This window comes from Phaeobacter sp. JH20_08, assembly GCF_048056635.1.
Taxonomy (GTDB): Bacteria; Pseudomonadota; Alphaproteobacteria; order Rhodobacterales; family Rhodobacteraceae; genus Phaeobacter; species Phaeobacter bryozoorum.
Window position 1 is genome coordinate 203,920 of record NZ_JAYMVV010000022.1, and the last position, 17,777, is coordinate 221,696.

13 protein-coding genes and 1 tRNA gene are annotated in these 17,777 nt (G+C 61.1%); 7 read left to right on the forward strand and 7 right to left on the reverse strand.

The annotated features are described in order from the left end of the window. Nucleotides 1-33 precede the first annotated feature (33 nt). The 5 genes from VWY75_RS19415 to msrA all read left to right on the forward strand — a co-directional run bounded on the left by VWY75_RS19415 (nt 34) and on the right by msrA (nt 4,104). Nucleotides 34-1,515: an AMP nucleosidase gene (locus VWY75_RS19415; RefSeq protein ID WP_416537808.1), complete on the forward strand. Its 1,482-nt coding sequence runs from the start codon at nt 34-36 to the stop codon at nt 1,513-1,515. 141 nt (nt 1,516-1,656) lie between these two features. Next, nucleotides 1,657-1,944 (forward strand): HU family DNA-binding protein, encoded by a 288-nt coding sequence (locus VWY75_RS19420; RefSeq protein ID WP_014876311.1) that lies wholly within the window; start codon nt 1,657-1,659, stop codon nt 1,942-1,944. Nucleotides 1,945-2,141: 197 nt separating this feature from the next. Beyond that, entirely contained in the window at nt 2,142-3,020 is an 879-nt protein-coding gene (locus VWY75_RS19425; RefSeq protein ID WP_416534399.1) for a DMT family transporter, read from the forward strand. Between the two features lie 116 nt (nt 3,021-3,136). Continuing rightward, nucleotides 3,137-3,586 (forward strand): peptide-methionine (R)-S-oxide reductase MsrB, encoded by a 450-nt coding sequence (gene msrB, locus VWY75_RS19430; RefSeq protein ID WP_340547249.1) that lies wholly within the window; start codon nt 3,137-3,139, stop codon nt 3,584-3,586. After that, nucleotides 3,583-4,104, forward strand: coding sequence for a peptide-methionine (S)-S-oxide reductase MsrA (gene msrA, locus VWY75_RS19435; RefSeq protein ID WP_340547026.1), 522 nt, complete (start codon nt 3,583-3,585; stop codon nt 4,102-4,104). Before msrB ends, msrA begins: the two co-directional genes overlap by 4 nt. A gap of 87 nt (nt 4,105-4,191) precedes the next feature. Here msrA and VWY75_RS19440 read toward each other — a convergent pair whose 3' ends face one another. From VWY75_RS19440 to VWY75_RS19465, 6 genes are all read right to left on the reverse strand, one after another. After that, complete coding sequence (locus tag VWY75_RS19440) at nt 4,192-6,198, reverse strand: hydantoinase/oxoprolinase N-terminal domain-containing protein (RefSeq protein ID WP_416537807.1); 2,007 nt, start codon at nt 6,196-6,198, stop codon at nt 4,192-4,194. A 78-nt stretch (nt 6,199-6,276) separates the two neighbouring features. Then, nucleotides 6,277-7,329 carry a tRNA epoxyqueuosine(34) reductase QueG gene (queG, locus tag VWY75_RS19445; RefSeq protein WP_416537806.1) on the reverse strand — a complete coding sequence of 351 codons (1,053 nt, stop codon included), beginning with the start codon at nt 7,327-7,329 and terminating at the stop codon, nt 6,277-6,279. Nucleotides 7,330-7,409: 80 nt separating this feature from the next. Further along, nucleotides 7,410-8,075 carry a glutathione S-transferase family protein gene (locus VWY75_RS19450; RefSeq protein ID WP_340547030.1) on the reverse strand — a complete coding sequence of 222 codons (666 nt, stop codon included), beginning with the start codon at nt 8,073-8,075 and terminating at the stop codon, nt 7,410-7,412. A gap of 66 nt (nt 8,076-8,141) precedes the next feature. Beyond that, nucleotides 8,142-8,912 carry a monofunctional biosynthetic peptidoglycan transglycosylase gene (gene mtgA, locus VWY75_RS19455; protein ID WP_416537805.1) on the reverse strand — a complete coding sequence of 257 codons (771 nt, stop codon included), beginning with the start codon at nt 8,910-8,912 and terminating at the stop codon, nt 8,142-8,144. 154 nt (nt 8,913-9,066) lie between these two features. After that, nucleotides 9,067-13,599, reverse strand: coding sequence for a glutamate synthase large subunit (gene gltB / locus VWY75_RS19460; protein WP_416537804.1), 4,533 nt, complete (start codon nt 13,597-13,599; stop codon nt 9,067-9,069). Between the two features lie 61 nt (nt 13,600-13,660). Next, nucleotides 13,661-15,106 (reverse strand): NAD(P)-dependent oxidoreductase, encoded by a 1,446-nt coding sequence (locus tag VWY75_RS19465; RefSeq protein WP_416537803.1) that lies wholly within the window; start codon nt 15,104-15,106, stop codon nt 13,661-13,663. Nucleotides 15,107-15,344: 238 nt separating this feature from the next. On the opposite strand from VWY75_RS19465, the gene VWY75_RS19470 reads away from it, so the two are divergent. Then, nucleotides 15,345-16,151 carry an undecaprenyl-diphosphate phosphatase gene (locus tag VWY75_RS19470; protein WP_416537802.1) on the forward strand — a complete coding sequence of 269 codons (807 nt, stop codon included), beginning with the start codon at nt 15,345-15,347 and terminating at the stop codon, nt 16,149-16,151. Nucleotides 16,152-16,238: 87 nt separating this feature from the next. Here the strand turns inward: VWY75_RS19470 and VWY75_RS19475 are convergent, their stop codons facing one another. Continuing rightward, nucleotides 16,239-17,228, reverse strand: a complete 990-nt coding sequence (locus tag VWY75_RS19475; protein WP_340547035.1) for a complex I NDUFA9 subunit family protein — start codon at nt 17,226-17,228, stop codon at nt 16,239-16,241. A gap of 337 nt (nt 17,229-17,565) precedes the next feature. Here VWY75_RS19475 and VWY75_RS19480 point away from each other — a divergent pair. Beyond that, nucleotides 17,566-17,652 (forward strand) — tRNA-Leu (locus tag VWY75_RS19480). Nucleotides 17,653-17,777: the final 125 nt, after the last annotated feature.

Consider the following 17,777-nt stretch of genomic DNA (forward strand, 5'->3'; position numbering starts at 1 on the left):
AGTGCCCCCGTTTTTCAGTGATCGAGCATAATCATGACAACAGTTAAGATCCCGCAGCTTCCGGCAGCAGAAGAGTTTACAGATGCCGCGGCGGCCGTTGCCCGGTTGGAGCAGCTGTACCGCGAGGCGACGCAGTTTCTATGCGCCGAGTTTTCGCGCATCCTGACCGATGGTCCCTCCGTCGGCAGCACCGGGACCACCCCGCGTATCCGCGCATTCTACCCTGAGATCCGCTTTACCACGTCGTCTTTTGCACAGGTCGACAGCCGACTGAGCTATGGGCATGTGTCGGCCCCCGGCACCTATGCAACCACGGTGACCCGCCCGGATCTGTTCCGGCATTACCTGACCCAACAAATCGGCCTGCTGATCCGCAACCACGGACAGCCGGTGACCATCGCTGTCTCAGATACGCCAATCCCGGTGCATTTTGCCGTGGCGGCCGATCCCAGCCTGACGGTCCCACAGGAAGGCGCTGCCGGTTTCACGCTGCGCGATGTCTTCGACGTGCCGGACCTGGCGACCACCAATGACGACATTGTAAACGGCACCTATCAGTCGCCGGACAATATTGGTCCGCTGTCGCTCTTTACCGCGCAGCGCATTGATTATTCGCTGGCCCGGCTGTCGCATTACACGGCAACCGACCCGCAGCATTTTCAAAATCACGTGCTGTTCACCAACTACCAGTTCTATGTCGCCGAGTTCGAAGCCTACGCCCGTGCGCAGCTGGCGGATCCGGACTCTGGCTACAGCAGCTTTGTCACCACCGGCGATCATGAAATCACCAGCGCGGACACGGAGATCCCGCCGATTGCGAAGCTGCCGCAGATGCCGACCTATCACCTGAAACGGCAGGACGGCTCGGGCATCACGCTGGTCAATATCGGCGTCGGCCCGTCGAACGCCAAGACCGCCACCGACCATATCGCGGTATTGCGCCCGCACGCCTGGCTGATGGTCGGTCACTGTGCCGGGCTGCGCAACACTCAGACGCTGGGCGATTTTGTGCTGGGGCACGGCTATCTGCGCGAGGATCACGTTCTGGACGACGATCTGCCGATCTGGACCCCGATTCCGGCACTGGCGGAAATCCAGGTCGCGCTTGAGGATGCGGTGGCCGAGGTGACGGAGCTGGAAGGCTACGACCTGAAGCGGATCATGCGGACCGGCACCGTTGCCACCATCGACAACCGCAATTGGGAACTGCGCGATCAATCCGGCCCCGTGCAAAGACTGTCGCAATCCCGTGCCATCGCGCTGGATATGGAAAGCGCCACCATCGCCGCCAATGGCTATCGTTTCCGGGTGCCCTACGGAACGCTGCTCTGTGTGTCGGACAAGCCGCTGCATGGCGAACTGAAGCTACCGGGGATGGCATCTGAGTTTTATCACACCCAGGTTGCCCGCCATTTGCAGATCGGGATAAAGGCGATGGAGCAGTTGCGTGGCATGCCATTGGAACGTTTGCACAGCCGAAAACTGCGTTCCTTTGACGAAACAGCCTTTCTCTGAGGGTGATTTTCCCGCTAATTCTTCAAAAACCCCTATTTTATGGGGTTTTTGACAACACTACTCGTTGTGTTCGGCCACAACATAACGCTAGAGTTACGCGATGAGGCCCCATAACTCGGGCAGTGACAAGGAGACCTAAGAATGTCCAAACCGATGACCAAGACCCAGCTTGTTGCCGCACTGGCTGAAGAGATGGACAGCGACAAAAAAGCGGCAGGCGCTGCGCTTGACGCCGTTTGCGCGCTGATCACCCGCGAAGTTTCCGGCGGTGGTGCCGTGACTCTGCCCGGCGTTGGCAAGATCTACTGCCGCGAGCGCCCCGAGCGCGAAGTGCGCAACCCGGCCACCGGTGAGAAATTCACTAAAGAGGCCGACAAAGTGGTCAAGATGACCATCGCCAAAGCGCTGAAAGACAGCGTGAACGGCTAAGGGTCAAGGCACGGTTGACCGTGTTTCGGGTCGCCTTTCGGGCGGCCCTTTTTTGTGCCTGAACATCGCAGCTCCAGAAAAATCAAGATCCCCGACCGGCCAGCCGAATTCGGTTCCCAGCGAATGCTTGCCTTGCTAAACATATCGCGACCACACCCGAACGGGCTGCGGCACCGGACCGGCAGGGGGATATGTCGATGGATCTGCGCGCTTTGGCGATGGGGCTGGCCTTTGCCTTCATGTGGTCGTCTGCCTTTACTTCGGCGCGGATCATCGTCGCCGATGCCTCGCCGCTATACTCGCTTGCCTTCCGCTTTCTTATTTCCGGTCTGATCGGTGTCGCTGTCGCCCGCTACATGGGCCAGAGTTGGCGTCTGACACGCGGCCAGCTGCGCGCCACCATCGTCTTTGGCATCTGCCAGAACGCGCTCTATCTGGGCCTCAACTTCGTCGCCATGGAAACCATCGAAGCCTCGCTGGCCGCGATCATCGCGTCGACCATGCCGATGCTGGTCGCCATCGCGCTCTGGCTGGCCTATGGTGAGCGGCTGCCCCGGCTGGGTGTTGCCGGGCTGCTGGCCGGGGTGGTGGGGGTTGCCCTGATCATGGGAACCCGCATCAGCGCGGGTGTCGACCTCTTTGGCGTCACGCTCTGCGGGATCGGTGTTCTGGCCCTGACGCTGGCCACCCTGGCGCTGCGGGGGGCAACCTCGGGTGGCAACTTCATGATGGTGGTGGGGTTGCAGATGCTGGTCGGCTCTGCCGTGCTGTTCGCAGTTGCACCGATGGTGGAAACCTTCCGGCTGAACCCCAGCTGGCCGCTGGCGCTGGCCTTTCTCTACACCACCCTGGTGCCGGGGCTGACGGCGACCTTCATCTGGGTTCTGCTGCTGAACAGGATCGGTGCCGTGCGAGCCGCCACCTTCCATTTTCTCAACCCAGTCTTCGGTGTGGCTGTTGCCAGTCTGCTGCTGGGCGAAAAGTTGGGGCTGCTGGACCTGATCGGCGTCGGTATCGTCACCTTTGGCATTCTGGCGGTCCAGCTGGCGCGGCAATCGGCGCAGCAGCGCCCCTGAGGATGACATGTGCCCTGCCTCTTTCGTCACACACAAACGCGAGCGGATGAAATACAGCTTTGCTTTTGCCCCGAAGGACACCATTTACAGCTGAACAGCCAAGATCGGAGGACATGATGCGCAGTTATTCCAAAGACCCGGACGCCATTGCGGCCCTCTCGGAAGAAGAATATTACGTCACCCAGCAATCCGGCACCGAACGCCCCGGCACCGGCAAGCTGCTGGGCAACAAGGAGCCGGGTATCTATGTGGATATCGTCTCCGGTGAGCCATTGTTTGCCTCGTCAGACAAATATGAGTCCGGCTGCGGCTGGCCCAGCTTTACCAAACCCATCGAAACCGCCCATGTTCAGGAGCTGGAAGACCGGAGCCTGGGGATGATCCGCACCGAAGTCCGCTCGACCCATGGAGACAGCCATCTGGGCCATGTGTTCCCGGACGGCCCGGCAGATCGCGGCGGTCTGCGCTATTGCATCAATTCGGCCTCTCTGCGGTTCGTCCATCTGGACGATATGCAGGCAGAAGGCTACGGCGACTATATCGATCAAGTGGAGGATATTAGATGAGCAGCACAACAGAACGCGCCGTCCTGGCCGGTGGGTGTTTCTGGGGCATGCAGGACCTGATCCGCAAGCGCCCCGGTATCATCAGCACCCGGGTTGGATATTCCGGCGGCGATGTGCCCAATGCGACCTATAAGAACCACGGCACCCATGCCGAGGCGATCGAGGTGATTTTTGACCCGAGCCAGACCAGCTATCGCACGCTGCTGGAGTTCTTCTTTCAGATCCATGATCCAACCACGGTCAATCAGCAGGGCAATGATCTGGGCATGAGCTACCGCTCTGCGATCTACTATGTTGACGACCGCCAGAAAGAAATTGCCGAAGACACCATTGCGGATGTCGATGCGTCAGGTCTCTGGCCCGGCAAGGTGGTGACCGAGGTCGAACCCGTTGGCGATTTCTGGGAGGCCGAACCGGAGCATCAGGATTACCTGGAACGGCAGCCAAACGGCTACACCTGCCACTTTGCGCGCCCGGATTGGGTTCTGCCCCGCAGGAACGAGACCGCTGCCGAGTAATCGGCTCACCATGCGATATCCGGCATTCTAGATAAAAGGCCCCGCCAATCGGCGGGGCCTTTTGCTGCCTTGCGCATGTTCTGCCGGTCAGCCGTGGGCAATGCGCGGACGACCGCTCGCCTCCACCGTCAGAAAGGCCTCGACAAAAACCTCCCGCGCCTCGACTTCGGCGATGCGGATATCCCTGTCCACCTGGATGGAAATATCCTGCGCGCCTGCGGCCTCTGCGGCGGCACGGGCTTCGGCCCGCAGCTCGGCTTCCAACCGCTCAAGAGCCTCCTGCGAACCGGTGAAATCCTCCGGGCCATTCTCCAGATGGACGCGAAACCGGCCTTCCTCAGGTGCGGTAACCGTGCCGCTGCGCCGCATGGTGATACGGCCCACCACCGCGCCAATGGCATTTGCCACGCCTGCGTGTTCCGGCAGGATCATACGGCAATGAAGCCGGGTCCCGACCGCCGGATAGTAGCTGGGCGCCGAGGCTCCAAGCCCGACGACATCGACATTGAGGCCAGCGCTGAGAGCGACCAACCCCTGATGTCGGGATAGCCCGCGCTGCATCAGAACATGGCGGGCAAGCTGATCCGGCGAGGTCCCAAAGGCCGGAGCATCTTCGGCAATAGCAGTCTCTAACAGGGTGAGCGACGTCTGTTCCGTCATCTGATCTACGATCATCCGTGCCAATGTCACAGCATCCGGTGCCAGCCGGTCCCCCGACCCCACGCGGCGGCGGGCAAAAAGCGTCAGCGCCTTCTGCGCTGCATCGCCATCCCAGCTGCTAAGCCGTCCAAGGACATGGCTGGCATCGGACGGGGTGACCCCGGCGATCTGCACCAGGCCGCGATCCACCAGCCGCATCAGCGCGCCCTGCTCAATCCGGGTGTGCAGCACGGCGCCCAGCGGATGTGTCTGCGTCCCGATCCGGTCCAGAACCCGGGCCTCCCGGTCGCTCAACCCCACTGGTGTCTGTCCCGGAATCGCGCGAACAAACTGCCCGTCATATTCGCCGACAGTCACTGCGCGCAGCTGACTGTCGAGCGTTGCATGAACCACCTCAGGGGACATATCGGCGATCAGGGAAATCGGCAGCACGCGACGCGGGCCAAGGGTCACACCGCCACTCATACCGGCAGCGATCGGATGCACCTGACTGTCACCGCCCAGGCCGCTGGTGCGCATGGCCACGGCCTCAACCATGGTGCGATAGCCGCCAACCTCGGCGCCGGCCGGATCAATCTTGGGCTTGCCGTTCTCGATCAATGCGATATCGGTGGTGGTGCCGCCGATATCACTGACAAGCGCAGTCTCGACGCCGGTCAGCCAGCGGGCACCGACCAGCGATGCAGCCGGGCCGCTCAGGATGGTTTCAATCGGACGGGCACGGGCCTGCTGTGACGACATCAAGGCGCCATCACCCCGCACAACCATCATCTGAGCAGTCACGCCGAGCTCGCTCAGGCGGGATTCGGCGCGCCCGATCAACCGGTCGATCATTCCGATGAGCCGCGCGTTCAGCACAGCCGTCAACGCCCGCTTCGGCCCGTTGAGCCGCGCCGACAGCTGGTGCGAACAGGTCACCGGAACGCCGGTTTCTTCTGCGATGATCCGGGCAACTTCCAGCTCGTGCGCTGGATTGCGCGTCGCAAACTGGCCGGCAATGGCAAAACCGCTGACCGATACGGCCTCGCGCTGGAGAAACGCGCGCAGTGTCTCCCGGTCCAAGGGCGCCGCCTCGCTACCGGAATGGCTGTGCCCCCCCTCCAGCACCAGCGCCGGGTCGCCCTTCAACGCCTCGCGCAGGCCGTGACGATCCAGATCCGCCTCGCCGAACCCGATATAGATCAGCGCAACGCGGCCCCCCTGCCCTTCGACCAGCGCATTGGTCGCAAGCGTCGTGGACAAAGCTGCAAGCGCGATCTCTGACGGTGCTACCTGCGCCTGCGCAAGTACGGCAGCGACGGCTTCTCCAACTCCGATGGCCAGATCCTGCCGCGTCGTCAGTGCTTTGGCCTTTGCCAGCACATCGCGATCATCCCGGATCAATACCGCGTCGGTATAGGTTCCGCCCGTGTCCACCCCAAGCAAAAGCGCCATGCCCGTCCTCCGTTCGCCTTAATCTTGATCCTGGTCATCGGTTTAGCGAAGCTGCCGCGACGATCCATCCTGTTTGCGTCACCTCAGTCGCTGAACCGCCCAGCGGGCCGCATCCGCCACAGTCGGGTCAGGATCCGCGACCAGAGCCTCGGCCACGGGCCGCAGGGCCGGCAGGCCGGAGTTACCGACGGCATAAAGCACATTGCGCACAAAGCGATCTCGCCCGATCCGCTTGATGGGGGAACCGGAAAACAACGCCCGGAACCCGGCATCGTCCAGCCGAGCCAGCTCCGCCAGCTGCGGAGCCTCGAACTCGGGTCGCGCCGCATAGCGCATATCGCTGGCGGCGACTGCAAATTTGTTCCAGGGGCAGGCCGCCAGGCAATCATCACAGCCGTAGATCCGGTTGCCCAGCTTGGCGCGCAGCTCCTCATCGACCGGGCCCTTGTGCTCGATGGTGAGGTAAGAAATGCAACGCCGCGCATCCAGCTGATAAGGGGCGGGGAACGCATCTGTCGGGCAGGCCGCCAGACAGGACCGGCACGATCCGCAATGGTCGCGCTCTGCCGCGTCGGCAGGCAGGTCCAATGTTGTGAAAACAGAGCCTATGAAGGCCCAGTTGCCCCAGTCCCGACTGACCAGATTGGTGTGTTTGCCCTGCCACCCAAGGCCCGCCGCCTGGCCCAGCGGCTTCTCCGGAACCGGCGCGGTGTCGACAAATACCTTGACCTCGGCAGGCTCATCCGCCCGCTCGGCTTCCGCGATCAGCCAGCGTGCCAGCCGTTTCAAGCGCTTCTTCACAAGATCATGATAATCCTTGTTGCGCGCATAGACGGAAATCGCGCCGCGCTCTGCCTGCCCCACAACGGCCATCGGATCCACCTCTGGCGTGTAGCTTTCAGCCAGCATGATCACAGAGCGCGCCTCAGGCCAGAGCTGGGCTGGATCGCCGCGCCAGTGGCTGCGTTCCTCCATCCAGCCCATCTGACCGTGATATCCCGCTTCAAGAAACGCCTGAAGCCGAGCGGGCACTTGCGGCACATCCCAGGGACGACAGATCCGACAGGCCACAAACCCCTCGGCAAGGGCCTGTTTCACCAACCTGTCCTTGATGCCGTGTGTCGCTATCATCTGGCCAAAAATATCCTCGGGGGTGAATTGAGTCCAAGGGACTCAAGAGGGGGCAGACAGCCCCCTTCTGCCCGTGTCTATCAGAAATCCAGATCGGCGTAATGGGCCGGTGGGCTGAAACCGGGGATCTGATCGGCAAGGATCGACCGGAACGCCGGGCGTGACTTGATCTTTGCGTACCAGTCCTTCACCACGGCGGACCGGTTCCAATCAACATCGGAGATATAGTCCAACGACGACAGATGCGCGGCGGCGGCGAAATCTGCGAGGGTCATTTGATCGCCAGCCAGCCAGCGGCGATGGTCCAGCAGCCAGGCCAGATAGTCGAGGTGATATTTGATCGCCCGCGCACCCGCCTTGACGTTGCCACTGTCGGGGTAGCCCTGCCCGGTCACCTTCTTGTTCACCCGCTCATAGAGCAGCTTTGAGGTGACCTCATGGTGAAATTTATCATCGAACCAGCTGACCAGACGGCGCACCTCGTAGCGACCATCGGGATCGCTGGGCATCAACGAGGGTTCCGGGCGGGTTTCCTCAAGGTATTCGCAGATAGCGGCACTTTCGGCCATCAGCTTGCCATCCAGGCGGATCACCGGAACCTTCGCCGCCGGATTGCGGCGCAGGAAATCGGCCTCCTGCTCCCAGTAGCGTTCCTCGACCAGCTCGACCTCGATCCGCTTTTCGGCCAGGGACAGGCGCACTTTGCGGCAAAAGGGGGAGAGGGGCACATGATAGAGGCGGGCCATGGGACAGCGGATCTCCTGTTGCGGGTGGCTGGGATCAGACAGCAATGCCTAAAAGCGCCAGAAGTTTCAATCCTCGAAACAGGCCGCCCTGCCATCTGCGCGAATGGTGGCCGCCCCATCCATGATCTGCGCCGCCCGCTTGCGCATGAACGCAGTGGGTTTTGCTGCCGAACGCTCTTTGGGATTGGGCAAAACGGTGGCCAGAAGGGCAGCCTGCCTGCGGCTCAGCTCATCCGGACCGACACCGAAATAGTGCCGCGCGGCCGCCTCGGCGCCAAACACACCTTCGCCCATTTCAGCGACATTCAGGTAGACTTCCAGAATGCGCCGTTTGCTCCAGACCGCCTCAACCATCGGCGTCATCAGTGTTTCCAGCGCCTTGCGGAACCAGCTGCGCCCCTGCCACAGAAAGACATTCTTCACCACCTGCTGAGAGATGGTCGACCCTCCACGCTGGCCGCCTTCGGCGATTGCCGCACGGATGGCCTCCGCATCAAGGCCCCAATGCTGGCAGAACCGGGCATCTTCGGCGGCGACAACCGAACGCCCCAAGGCCGGAGCGATATGTTCGATGGGAACCCATTCGCGGTCAATATCACCAAGACGGCGATATTCAGACCAGATGGTATGGGTGATCGGCGGGTTGATCACGGAAAACAGCAGGATCGGCAGCAGGGTCAGCGCAACAAAGACCAGCGCAGCCCGTCCCAGCCAGCGACGCAGGAGACGACGCGGTGACAGCTTTGCGCGGGGTGTACCCTTGGCTGCTGCCTTGCTGCGGGCTTTGCCCTTGGGGGGAACCTTGGATGCCCCGGTTGATTTTCCTGCCTTCGCCATAGGGTCTCTATACGGCACAGAACGGGCCTGCTCCAACCGCGAAATCCCTTGGCCCGCAAGAGATTGCCAAGAGCAGGCGCCCGGAGGTGAAAAGGCCCCGACCGCAGCAGCGACCGGAGCCCATCCAAGGCACATGCAGAGGAAGTGGCGGGGCCTATTCCGCCGGAACGGCTGCTGCCTCGATCGCCAAAGGCTGGGGCAGTTTGTTCAGCATTTCCTTCGGGCAGATTTGCAGGAAATCGCCCTTCTCATTTTCCCAATGCTGCAGGATCTCAGCGGCCTTGCGGCTGCCGGTTTCCTCCAGATGGCGCTCGATCAGACCTTTCAGCTGATCTTCCCAATGGGCCACGGTCACCGGACAGGTCACCAGTGACTCCATGTTCATCAGGGTTTCTGCCTTGCCTTCGGGATCGTAGATGTAGGCCATACCACCGGTCATACCCGCGCCGAAGTTGGCGCCGATCTTGCCCAGGATCACCGCGATCCCGCCGGTCATGTATTCACAGCCACAGGCACCGCAGCCCTCGACAACCACGCTCGCCCCTGAGTTACGAACCGCGAACCGCTCGCCGGCACGCCCGGCTGCGAAGAGATAGCCAGCCGTCGCACCATAGAGAACGGTATTGCCGACGATGGTGTTTTCGCTGGCGTTCAACGGCGATGCCATCGGCGGGCGCACCACGATGGTTCCGCCGGAGAGACCCTTGCCCACATAGTCATTGGCATCCCCGGAGACCTCAAGCTTCAGACCGGGGGCCGCAAAGGCACCGAGCGACTGCCCGGCGGAGCCTTGCAGCTTCACCGTCAGGTGGTCTGACTGCAGCGTGTTGCGCATACCGAAGTTGCGGACGATATGGCTGGAGGTGCGGGTGCCCACGGTCCGGTGGGTGTTCTGCACCGCATAGGACAGCTGCATCTTCTCACCGTCCTGCAGGAAGCGGGCGGCATCGCGTACGATCTCCGCATCCAGCGTATCCGGCACCGGGTTGCGCTCCTTATCGCGGTTGTAGACGATATTGGCAGAGCCATCGACCGTGATCAGAAGCGGGTTCAGGTCGAGGTCGTCCAGATGGGCAGAGCCACGCGACACCTGCGCCAGAAGATCGGCCCGGCCAATGACATCCTCCAGCGACCGCGCGCCAATGGAAGCCAGAATTTCCCGTACTTCCTGCGCATAGAAGGTGATGAGGTTTACCACCTTGTCGGCATTGCCGGTGAACTTGCCGCGCAGGGCCTCATCCTGAGTACACACGCCCACGGGGCAGGTGTTGGACTGGCACTGGCGCACCATGATGCAGCCCATGGCGATCAGCGCAGCGGTGCCGATACCATATTCCTCGGCGCCCAGCATGGCCGCCATGACGATGTCGCGGCCGGTGCGCAGACCGCCATCGGTGCGCAGCGTCACCCGGTCGCGCAGGTTGTTCATGCTCAGCACCTGATGCGCCTCGGTCAGGCCCATCTCCCACGGGAGGCCAGCATATTTGATCGAGGTCGCAGGCGAGGCCCCGGTGCCACCATTGTGGCCGGAAATCAGGATGATGTCGGCCTTTGCCTTGGCCACGCCGGCCGCGATGGTGCCAACGCCCGAGGACGCCACCAGTTTCACCGTCACCTTGCAGCGCGGGTTGATCTGCTTCAGGTCGTAGATCAGCTGCGCCAGATCCTCGATCGAGTAGATATCGTGGTGCGGCGGCGGCGAAATCAGGGTCACACCTTTGGTCGAGTGGCGCAGGCGGGCAATCAGGTCGGTGACCTTCATCCCCGGCAGCTGGCCGCCCTCGCCGGGCTTGGCGCCCTGGGCCACCTTGATTTCCAGCTCTTCACACTGGTTCAGATATTCAGCGGTCACACCAAAGCGGCCCGACGCCACCTGCTTGATCTTTGCCGACGGGTTATCACCATTCGGCTCCGGCACGAAATGTGCGGGATCTTCGCCGCCCTCGCCGGAGTCGGACTTGGCACCGATGCGGTTCATTGCGACGTTCAGGGTTTTATGTGCCTCAGGCGACAGCGCGCCCAAGCTCATCCCCGGCGTGACAAAGCGCTTGCGGATCGAGGTGATGCTCTCGACCTCTTCAATCGGCACCGGCTTGCCCAGAGGCTTGATGTCCAGCAGATCGCGGAGGTGAATCGGCGGGTTCGACTGCATCTTTGCCGAATATTGCTTCCACAGCTCAAACGAGGCCCGGTTGCAGGCCATCTGCATCATATGCATCGAGGTCGCTTCCCAGGCGTGGGTTTCGCCGGATTTGCGCGCCTTGTAGAAGCCACCGATGGGCAGGACATCCTGACCGCCCGACCATGCCTTGGCGTGGATTTCTTCCAGCTTGGTCTGAATGCCGGTGACACCGATGCCAGAAATCCGGGAAACCATGCCGGGGAAATATTCCGCACACATCGCACGGCTGAGGCCCACCGCCTCGAAGTTGAGACCACCACGATAGGAGGAGATCACCGAGATCCCCATTTTCGCCATGATCTTCAAAAGACCCTGGTCGATGGCTTCACGGTAACGGGCGACATTCTCGGTCAGACTGCCATCCAGCAGGCCCCGCTCAATACGGTCAGCCAGCGAATCCTCGGCCAGATAGGCGTTTACAACAGTGGCACCACAGCCGATCAGCACCGCAAAGTAATGCGGGTCGATACATTCGGCAGAGCGCACATTCAGCGAACAGAAGGTCCGCAGGCCCTTGCGGGTCAGATGCGAATGCACGGCGGAGGTCGCCAGGATCATCGGCATCGCCACGCGGCCCTCGCCCGAATGCTGATCGGTCAGGACAATGTGACCGGCCCCGGAGCTGACAGCCTCCTCCGCTTCGGCGCGGACACGGGCCAGCGCCGCATTGAGAGACCCCTGGCCGGGGGCAAAGCTACAGTCGATTTCAGCCAGCGGCGCGTTCAGGTTCTTGACCAGCTCATCCCATTGGGAATTGCCGATAAAGGGGCTTTCCAGCACGATGATCTCGGTCTGGGAGCTGTCTTCATCAAGCACGTTCTTGAGGTTACCAAACCGGGTCTTCAACGACATCACACGGTATTCGCGCAGGCTGTCGATCGGCGGGTTGGTCACCTGAGAGAAGTTCTGGCGGAAGAAATGGCTCAGCGGGCGGTACATTTTCGACAGCACTGCCGACGGCGTATCATCCCCCATTGAGGCCAGAGTTTCCTTGCCGTCCTCGGCCATCGGCGCAAGAATCTGTTCCAGTTCCTCGATGGTATAGCCAGCGGCAATCTGGCGGCGGCGCAGTGCGTCCCCGCTGAACAACGGCTTTTCGGTAACGGTGGCCAGGGTGCTGTCCAGATCGTTGATCTTCTTCACCCAATCGCCAAACGGCAGCGCGGAGGCTAGTTTGTTCTTGATCGCGGTGTCGTGGAACAGCTTGCCCTTCTTCATGTCGACAGCCAGCATCTGACCCGGACCAAGCGCACCCTTTTCAACCACGGTCGCCTCGTCAATCGGAACCATGCCCGCCTCGGAGCCTGCGATCACCAGACCATCTCCGGTGACCACGTAGCGCATCGGGCGCAGGCCGTTGCGGTCCAGACCGGCGCAAACCCAGCGGCCATCGGTCATCGCCAGCGCGGCCGGGCCATCCCAAGGCTCCATCACGGAGTTGCAATAGGAATACATATCGCGCCAGGCCTGCGGCAGCTCCACCGCCTGCTTGGACCAGCTTTCGGGAACCAGCATGGTCTTTGCCATCGGCGCCGAGCGACCGGCGCGGACCAGAACTTCAAACACCGAGTCCAGTGCCGCGGAGTCGGAGGACCCGCTGGCGACGATGGGTTTGATATCCTCAGCATAGTCACCAAAGGTCGAAGAGGCCATACGGATCTCATGGCTCTTCATCCAGTTCATGTTGCCTTTCAGCGTGTTGATCTCGCCGTTATGGGCGAGCATGCGGAAGGGCTGGGCCAGCCACCACTGCGGGAACGTGTTGGTGGAATAGCGCTGATGATAGATTGCAAAGGCGCTTTCAAACCGTTCGTCCATCAGGTCGGGGTAGAACACGGCAACCTGCTCGGCCAGCATCATGCCCTTGTAGATGATCGAGCGGCAGGACAGCGACGCGATATAGAGCTGGCCGACCTGCGCAGCGGCAGCGGCTTTTTCGATGCGGCGGCGAATAACATAGAGCTCGCGCTCGAATGTTTCCTCGTCCACACCCTTTGAGTTGGAGATCAGAATCTGCTCAATCTCAGGGCGGGTGGCGTTGGCCTTCTCGCCGAGGCAGGTGACATCCACCGGCACATGGCGCCAGCCGTAGATGTAGTAGCCCATCCGCAGAACTTCGCTTTCCACGATGGTCCGGCAGCGTTCCTGAGCGCCAAAGTCCGTGCGTGGCAGGAAGACCTGGCCTACCGCCATCAGCTGATCTTCGCGCGGCTCGTGGCCGGTGCGGCGCACCTGATCATAGAAGAACGGTGCCGGGATCTGAACGTGGATACCGGCGCCATCGCCGGTCATGCCGTCCGCATCAACCGCACCTCGGTGCCAGATCGCTTTCAGCGCGTTGATGCCGGCCTCAACCACCTTGCGGCTGCGCTTGCCGTTGACCGAGACAACAAGGCCAACACCGCAGGAGGAATGCTCTTCCTCCTCGGCATAAAGACCGTTCTCGGCCATCCATTGACGCTTTGCCTCTTCGGCGCGAACCCATTCTGCATCATATTTTGTCATGTCATGCTCCCGTTCCGGTGGGCGGCCCCCTAAGGGCGGCACCTGCCCGGTAGAAATCTGTTTACTCGGCGGCCAAGCTGCTGGCGGCGGTGTTGAAACGGTCGAGGATCGCCTCAGCGCAATCGCGCCCGTCCTTGATGGCCCAGACCACCAGCGACGCGCCGCGCACGATGTCACCAACGGCATAGACGCCATCGAGATCGGTCGCGCCGGTCTGGAATGCAGCCTTTACGGTGCCCCAGCGGGTGACCGGCAGTTCCGGCTGATCCCAGAGCGTCGGCAGATCTTCCGGCTCAAAGCCAAGCGCCTTGATCACCAGCTCGGCAGGCTCGATGTAATCGGCGCCCTCGATGATCTCGGGAGCCTGGCGGCCCGAGGCGTCAGGCTGGCCGAGACGCATCTTCTGTACCATCACGCCAGCGACCTTGCCGCCCTCATCGGTGAAGCCCTTGGGCGCGGACAGCCATTCAAAGACCACGCCTTCTTCCTCGGCGTTCTGGGTTTCGCGCTGCGAACCGGGCATATTGGCACGGTCACGGCGGTAGAGACATTTGACCGACGTTGCACCCTGACGGATCGAGGTCCGCACGCAGTCCATAGCCGTATCGCCCCCGCCGATGACAACGACACGCTTGCCTTTGGCGTTCAGGGTGCCGTTGTCGAATTCCTCGATGCTGTCGCCGAAATTCGACGCTTTGTTGGACACGGTCAGGAAGTCGATCGCCTTTACGATGCCACCAGAACCTGACCCCGGCATTTCCAGATCACGGGATTTGTAAACGCCGGTGGCGATAATCACCGCATCATGTTTGGCGCGGATATCGTCAAAGGAGATGTCCTGACCCACGTTGCAATTCATCACGAATTCAACACCGCCATCCGCAAGCAGTTGGTTGCGGCGCATCACGACGTCCTTTTCCAGCTTGAAACCCGGGATACCATAGGTCAGCAGGCCACCGGCACGATCATAGCGGTCGTAGATGGTGACCTTCACGCCTGCGCGACGCAGCATGTCGGCTGCGGCGAGGCCGCCCGGACCCGCCCCGATGATCCCCACGGATTCGCCACGTTCCTGCGCCGGGGCGATGGGCTGCACCCAACCTTTGTCCCAGGCGGTATCGGTAATGTATTTCTCGACGGCACCGATGGTGACAGTACCGTGGCCGGACTGCTCAATGACGCAATTGCCTTCGCAGAGGCGATCCTGCGGACAGATACGACCACAGATTTCGGGGAAGGTATTGGTCGCCTGGCTGATCTCATAGGCCTCGTGCAAGCGGCCCGTGGCAGTCAGGCGGAGCCAATCGGGAATGTTGTTGTGCAGGGGGCAATGCGACTGGCAATAAGGTACACCGCATTGACTGCAACGGCTGGCCTGTTCCTCGGCCTTGGCGGCCGCGAATTCTGCGTAGATTTCGTCGAAATCTTCCCGGCGATCTTCTGCGGCCCGTTTGCTGGGCATGTCGCGGTCGATCTGCACGAATTTGAGCATCGGTTGCTTGGCCACGGGGCGGACTCCATGTTGGGCTGGCTGCGATAAATGATCCATCGGAGCGGAGCGAATTAAAAGTCAACTTTGCTGACCTAATATGTCAGCAGTTATGTCCTGATACCTTCTCCAGCAGAAATGTACAGACATTTTAGGTCCGATGCGGACCATTAACGCTATCCCACCAATGAAATCAACGGATTTACACCCAGACCGTTCTTTGCCATCCCTGCGGAACCCCAATCGGACCTATATCATGCCGCTTTTTCAGCTGATCCTTATCGCCCTGATTCAGGGCATCACGGAATTCCTGCCAATCTCTTCATCCGGGCACCTGATCCTTTTGCCAGGGCTGACCGGGCTCGACGATCAGGGGCAGGTTATCGACGTCGCCGTTCACGTCGGAACACTGGTCGCCGTGGTTCTGTTCTTCTGGAAAGAGGTGCGGGTGGGGCTGATCGGTCTGCCGCGCGCCTTCACAGGACGCCTCGATACACCCGGGGCACGGCTGGCGATGGGGCTGATCATCGCGACCATCCCTACAGTCCTGTTTGGCGCCTTTCTGCATTTCAGCGGATGGAGTGACGCACTCAGGTCGATGAAAGTCATCGGCTGGACGATGCTTGGTTTTGGCTTGGTACTCTATGTGGCAGATCGGTTCGGCCCAACCGACAAGGAAAGCGCGGACTGGGGGCCACGAGATGCGCTGATCATGGGGCTGTGGCAAATGCTGGCGCTAATCCCCGGCACTTCCCGTTCGGGCATCACTATTACGGGCGCCCGCCAGCTGGGCTACGCCCGGATCGACGCAGCACGGCTGTCAATGCTAATGTCGATCCCAACAATCGTGGCCTCTGGTGTTTTGCTGGGTGCCGAAGTCGCCGTCGAGGCAAATCCGGCACTCATTCGCGATGCAGCTATCGCTGCGGCGCTCTCAATGCTGGCCGCCCTTGCTGCCCTGTCGCTGATGATGCGCATGCTGCGCTCGGTCAGCTTCACACCCTATGTGATCTATCGCGTCGTTCTGGGCGCGATTCTCCTGATGATCGCCTATCAGGCCTGATCGACCGGATCCGGCCATCAGAACCAAAAAAGCGCGGGTCAAACCCGCGCCTTTCAAATCTTAGCCGACCTTGACCTCTAAGCGAATTCAGAGGTCGTTGCGCAGGTTGCGGGCTGAATCCATCAACTCACTGTACTGACCAGCCGGGCGGAACTTCCACAGGTAGTCCGGCAGCACAGACGCCAATGAAACCGGGTGGATGCCCAGCGCCTCGAACCCGTTTGCGCCCTCGGCAACCACATTGTCGTTCTCGAGGTTCTTCAGCTGGTCACGGGTCAGCATCTTGTTCTCGAACAGCTGGAAGCTGACGAACTGCAGAATATCAAAGCCAAGCGCGACCAGCTTCGCAATCGGGCCCGGCAGCGACAGCACAAGGCGCCGACGGTCAATCACATCGAGCATCTGCTGCATCAGTGCGCCAAAGCTCTTCACCTCGGGGCCGCCAAGCTCATACACGCCAGGCTTTGCCTTCCCGACAACCGCGGCTACGGCAGCCTTGGCAACATCGTCGACGTACACCGGCTGGAATTCTGTGTCGGCATGGGCAATCGGCAGCACCGGCGACAGGCGCGCCATCGCGGCAAAACGGTTGAAGAACTGATCCTCAGCCCCGAAGATGATCGACGGCCGCAATATCACAGCCTCGGGCATATGCTCCAGAACAGCCCGCTCCCCGGCCGCTTTGGACTGGGCATAATCGCTGTCGCTGTCTTCATCGGCACCGATGGCCGAGACATGCACCATGGCTCCGACGCCCTGTGCAGCAGCGATTCGCGCAATTCGACCAGCGCCATCGGCCTGAACCGCATCAAAGGTGTTCTTGCCCAGTTCGTTCAGGATGCCAACGCAGTTCACCACTGCATCTGCCCCCTGCATCACCGCCGCAACAGACGCATCGTCGCGAATATTGCACAACACAGGCTCTACCTGCCCCGGGACACCATAGGGTTTGACATACATGGCTTCGTTCGGCCGACGCACGGCCACCCGCACACGCCAACCTTCCTTGGCCATGCGGCGCGCAATGTAACGGCCGACAAAACCGGACCCGCCATAGATCGTGACCAGTTTGGACATCTTTTGGCTCCTACCTTAGCTGCTGCTTCGATTTACCGCCCCGCGCCCTTTGGAACAAGGCGCAAATCGACCAAAGTCGAGGCAATAGGTGCAACGCTGCAAGATATGGCTGCTTAACGCCCGATTTGATCTCCCTTGCTATGATGCTTTGGCGACGCCAGCGGATCGTATCGGTGATTTCCAAATCAGATCGGAGAGCGCAGATCATGACGACTCAGCAGCTCTGCACAGGTAGCTGTATTCTGTGAATACCATCGTCAGAACAGAACAAATCGCAGCGGTGAATTTTCCGTTTGACGGCCCCGTCGCTTCTGCTTATACGCCCCTCACGACACCTGCCCAGGTGGCGGAATTGGTAGACGCGCTAGCTTCAGGTGCTAGTGTCCGTATGGACGTGGAGGTTCGAGTCCTCTCCTGGGCACCATATCCCCGACAGTGAATAAAACAAGGCCCCCATAGGGAGCCACACTCCAGGCGCGATATGTCGATTGTCGGCTGCCGACCGGTTTCATACACCACGCGCCAGACCCGAAAAACCGCCAGCTGTAA

Excerpts from the sequence above, each read along its gene's own strand:
- VWY75_RS19470 (WP_416537802.1), top strand. The coding sequence starts at position 15,345 with ATGCCGCTTTTTCAGCTGATCCTTATCGCCCTGATTCAGGGCATCACG.
- msrA (WP_340547026.1), top strand. The coding sequence starts at position 3,583 with ATGAGCAGCACAACAGAACGCGCCGTCCTGGCCGGTGGGTGTTTCTGG.
- VWY75_RS19440 (WP_416537807.1), bottom strand. The coding sequence starts at position 6,198 with ATGGCGCTTTTGCTTGGGGTGGACACGGGCGGAACCTATACCGACGCG.
- msrB (WP_340547249.1), top strand. The coding sequence starts at position 3,137 with ATGCGCAGTTATTCCAAAGACCCGGACGCCATTGCGGCCCTCTCGGAA.
- VWY75_RS19450 (WP_340547030.1), bottom strand. The coding sequence starts at position 8,075 with ATGGCCCGCCTCTATCATGTGCCCCTCTCCCCCTTTTGCCGCAAAGTG.
- VWY75_RS19420 (WP_014876311.1), top strand. The coding sequence starts at position 1,657 with ATGTCCAAACCGATGACCAAGACCCAGCTTGTTGCCGCACTGGCTGAA.
- mtgA (WP_416537805.1), bottom strand. The coding sequence starts at position 8,912 with ATGGCGAAGGCAGGAAAATCAACCGGGGCATCCAAGGTTCCCCCCAAG.
- VWY75_RS19425 (WP_416534399.1), top strand. The coding sequence starts at position 2,142 with ATGGATCTGCGCGCTTTGGCGATGGGGCTGGCCTTTGCCTTCATGTGG.
- VWY75_RS19475 (WP_340547035.1), bottom strand. The coding sequence starts at position 17,228 with ATGTCCAAACTGGTCACGATCTATGGCGGGTCCGGTTTTGTCGGCCGT.
- queG (WP_416537806.1), bottom strand. The coding sequence starts at position 7,329 with ATGATAGCGACACACGGCATCAAGGACAGGTTGGTGAAACAGGCCCTT.
- VWY75_RS19415 (WP_416537808.1), top strand. The coding sequence starts at position 34 with ATGACAACAGTTAAGATCCCGCAGCTTCCGGCAGCAGAAGAGTTTACA.
- gltB (WP_416537804.1), bottom strand. The coding sequence starts at position 13,599 with ATGACAAAATATGATGCAGAATGGGTTCGCGCCGAAGAGGCAAAGCGT.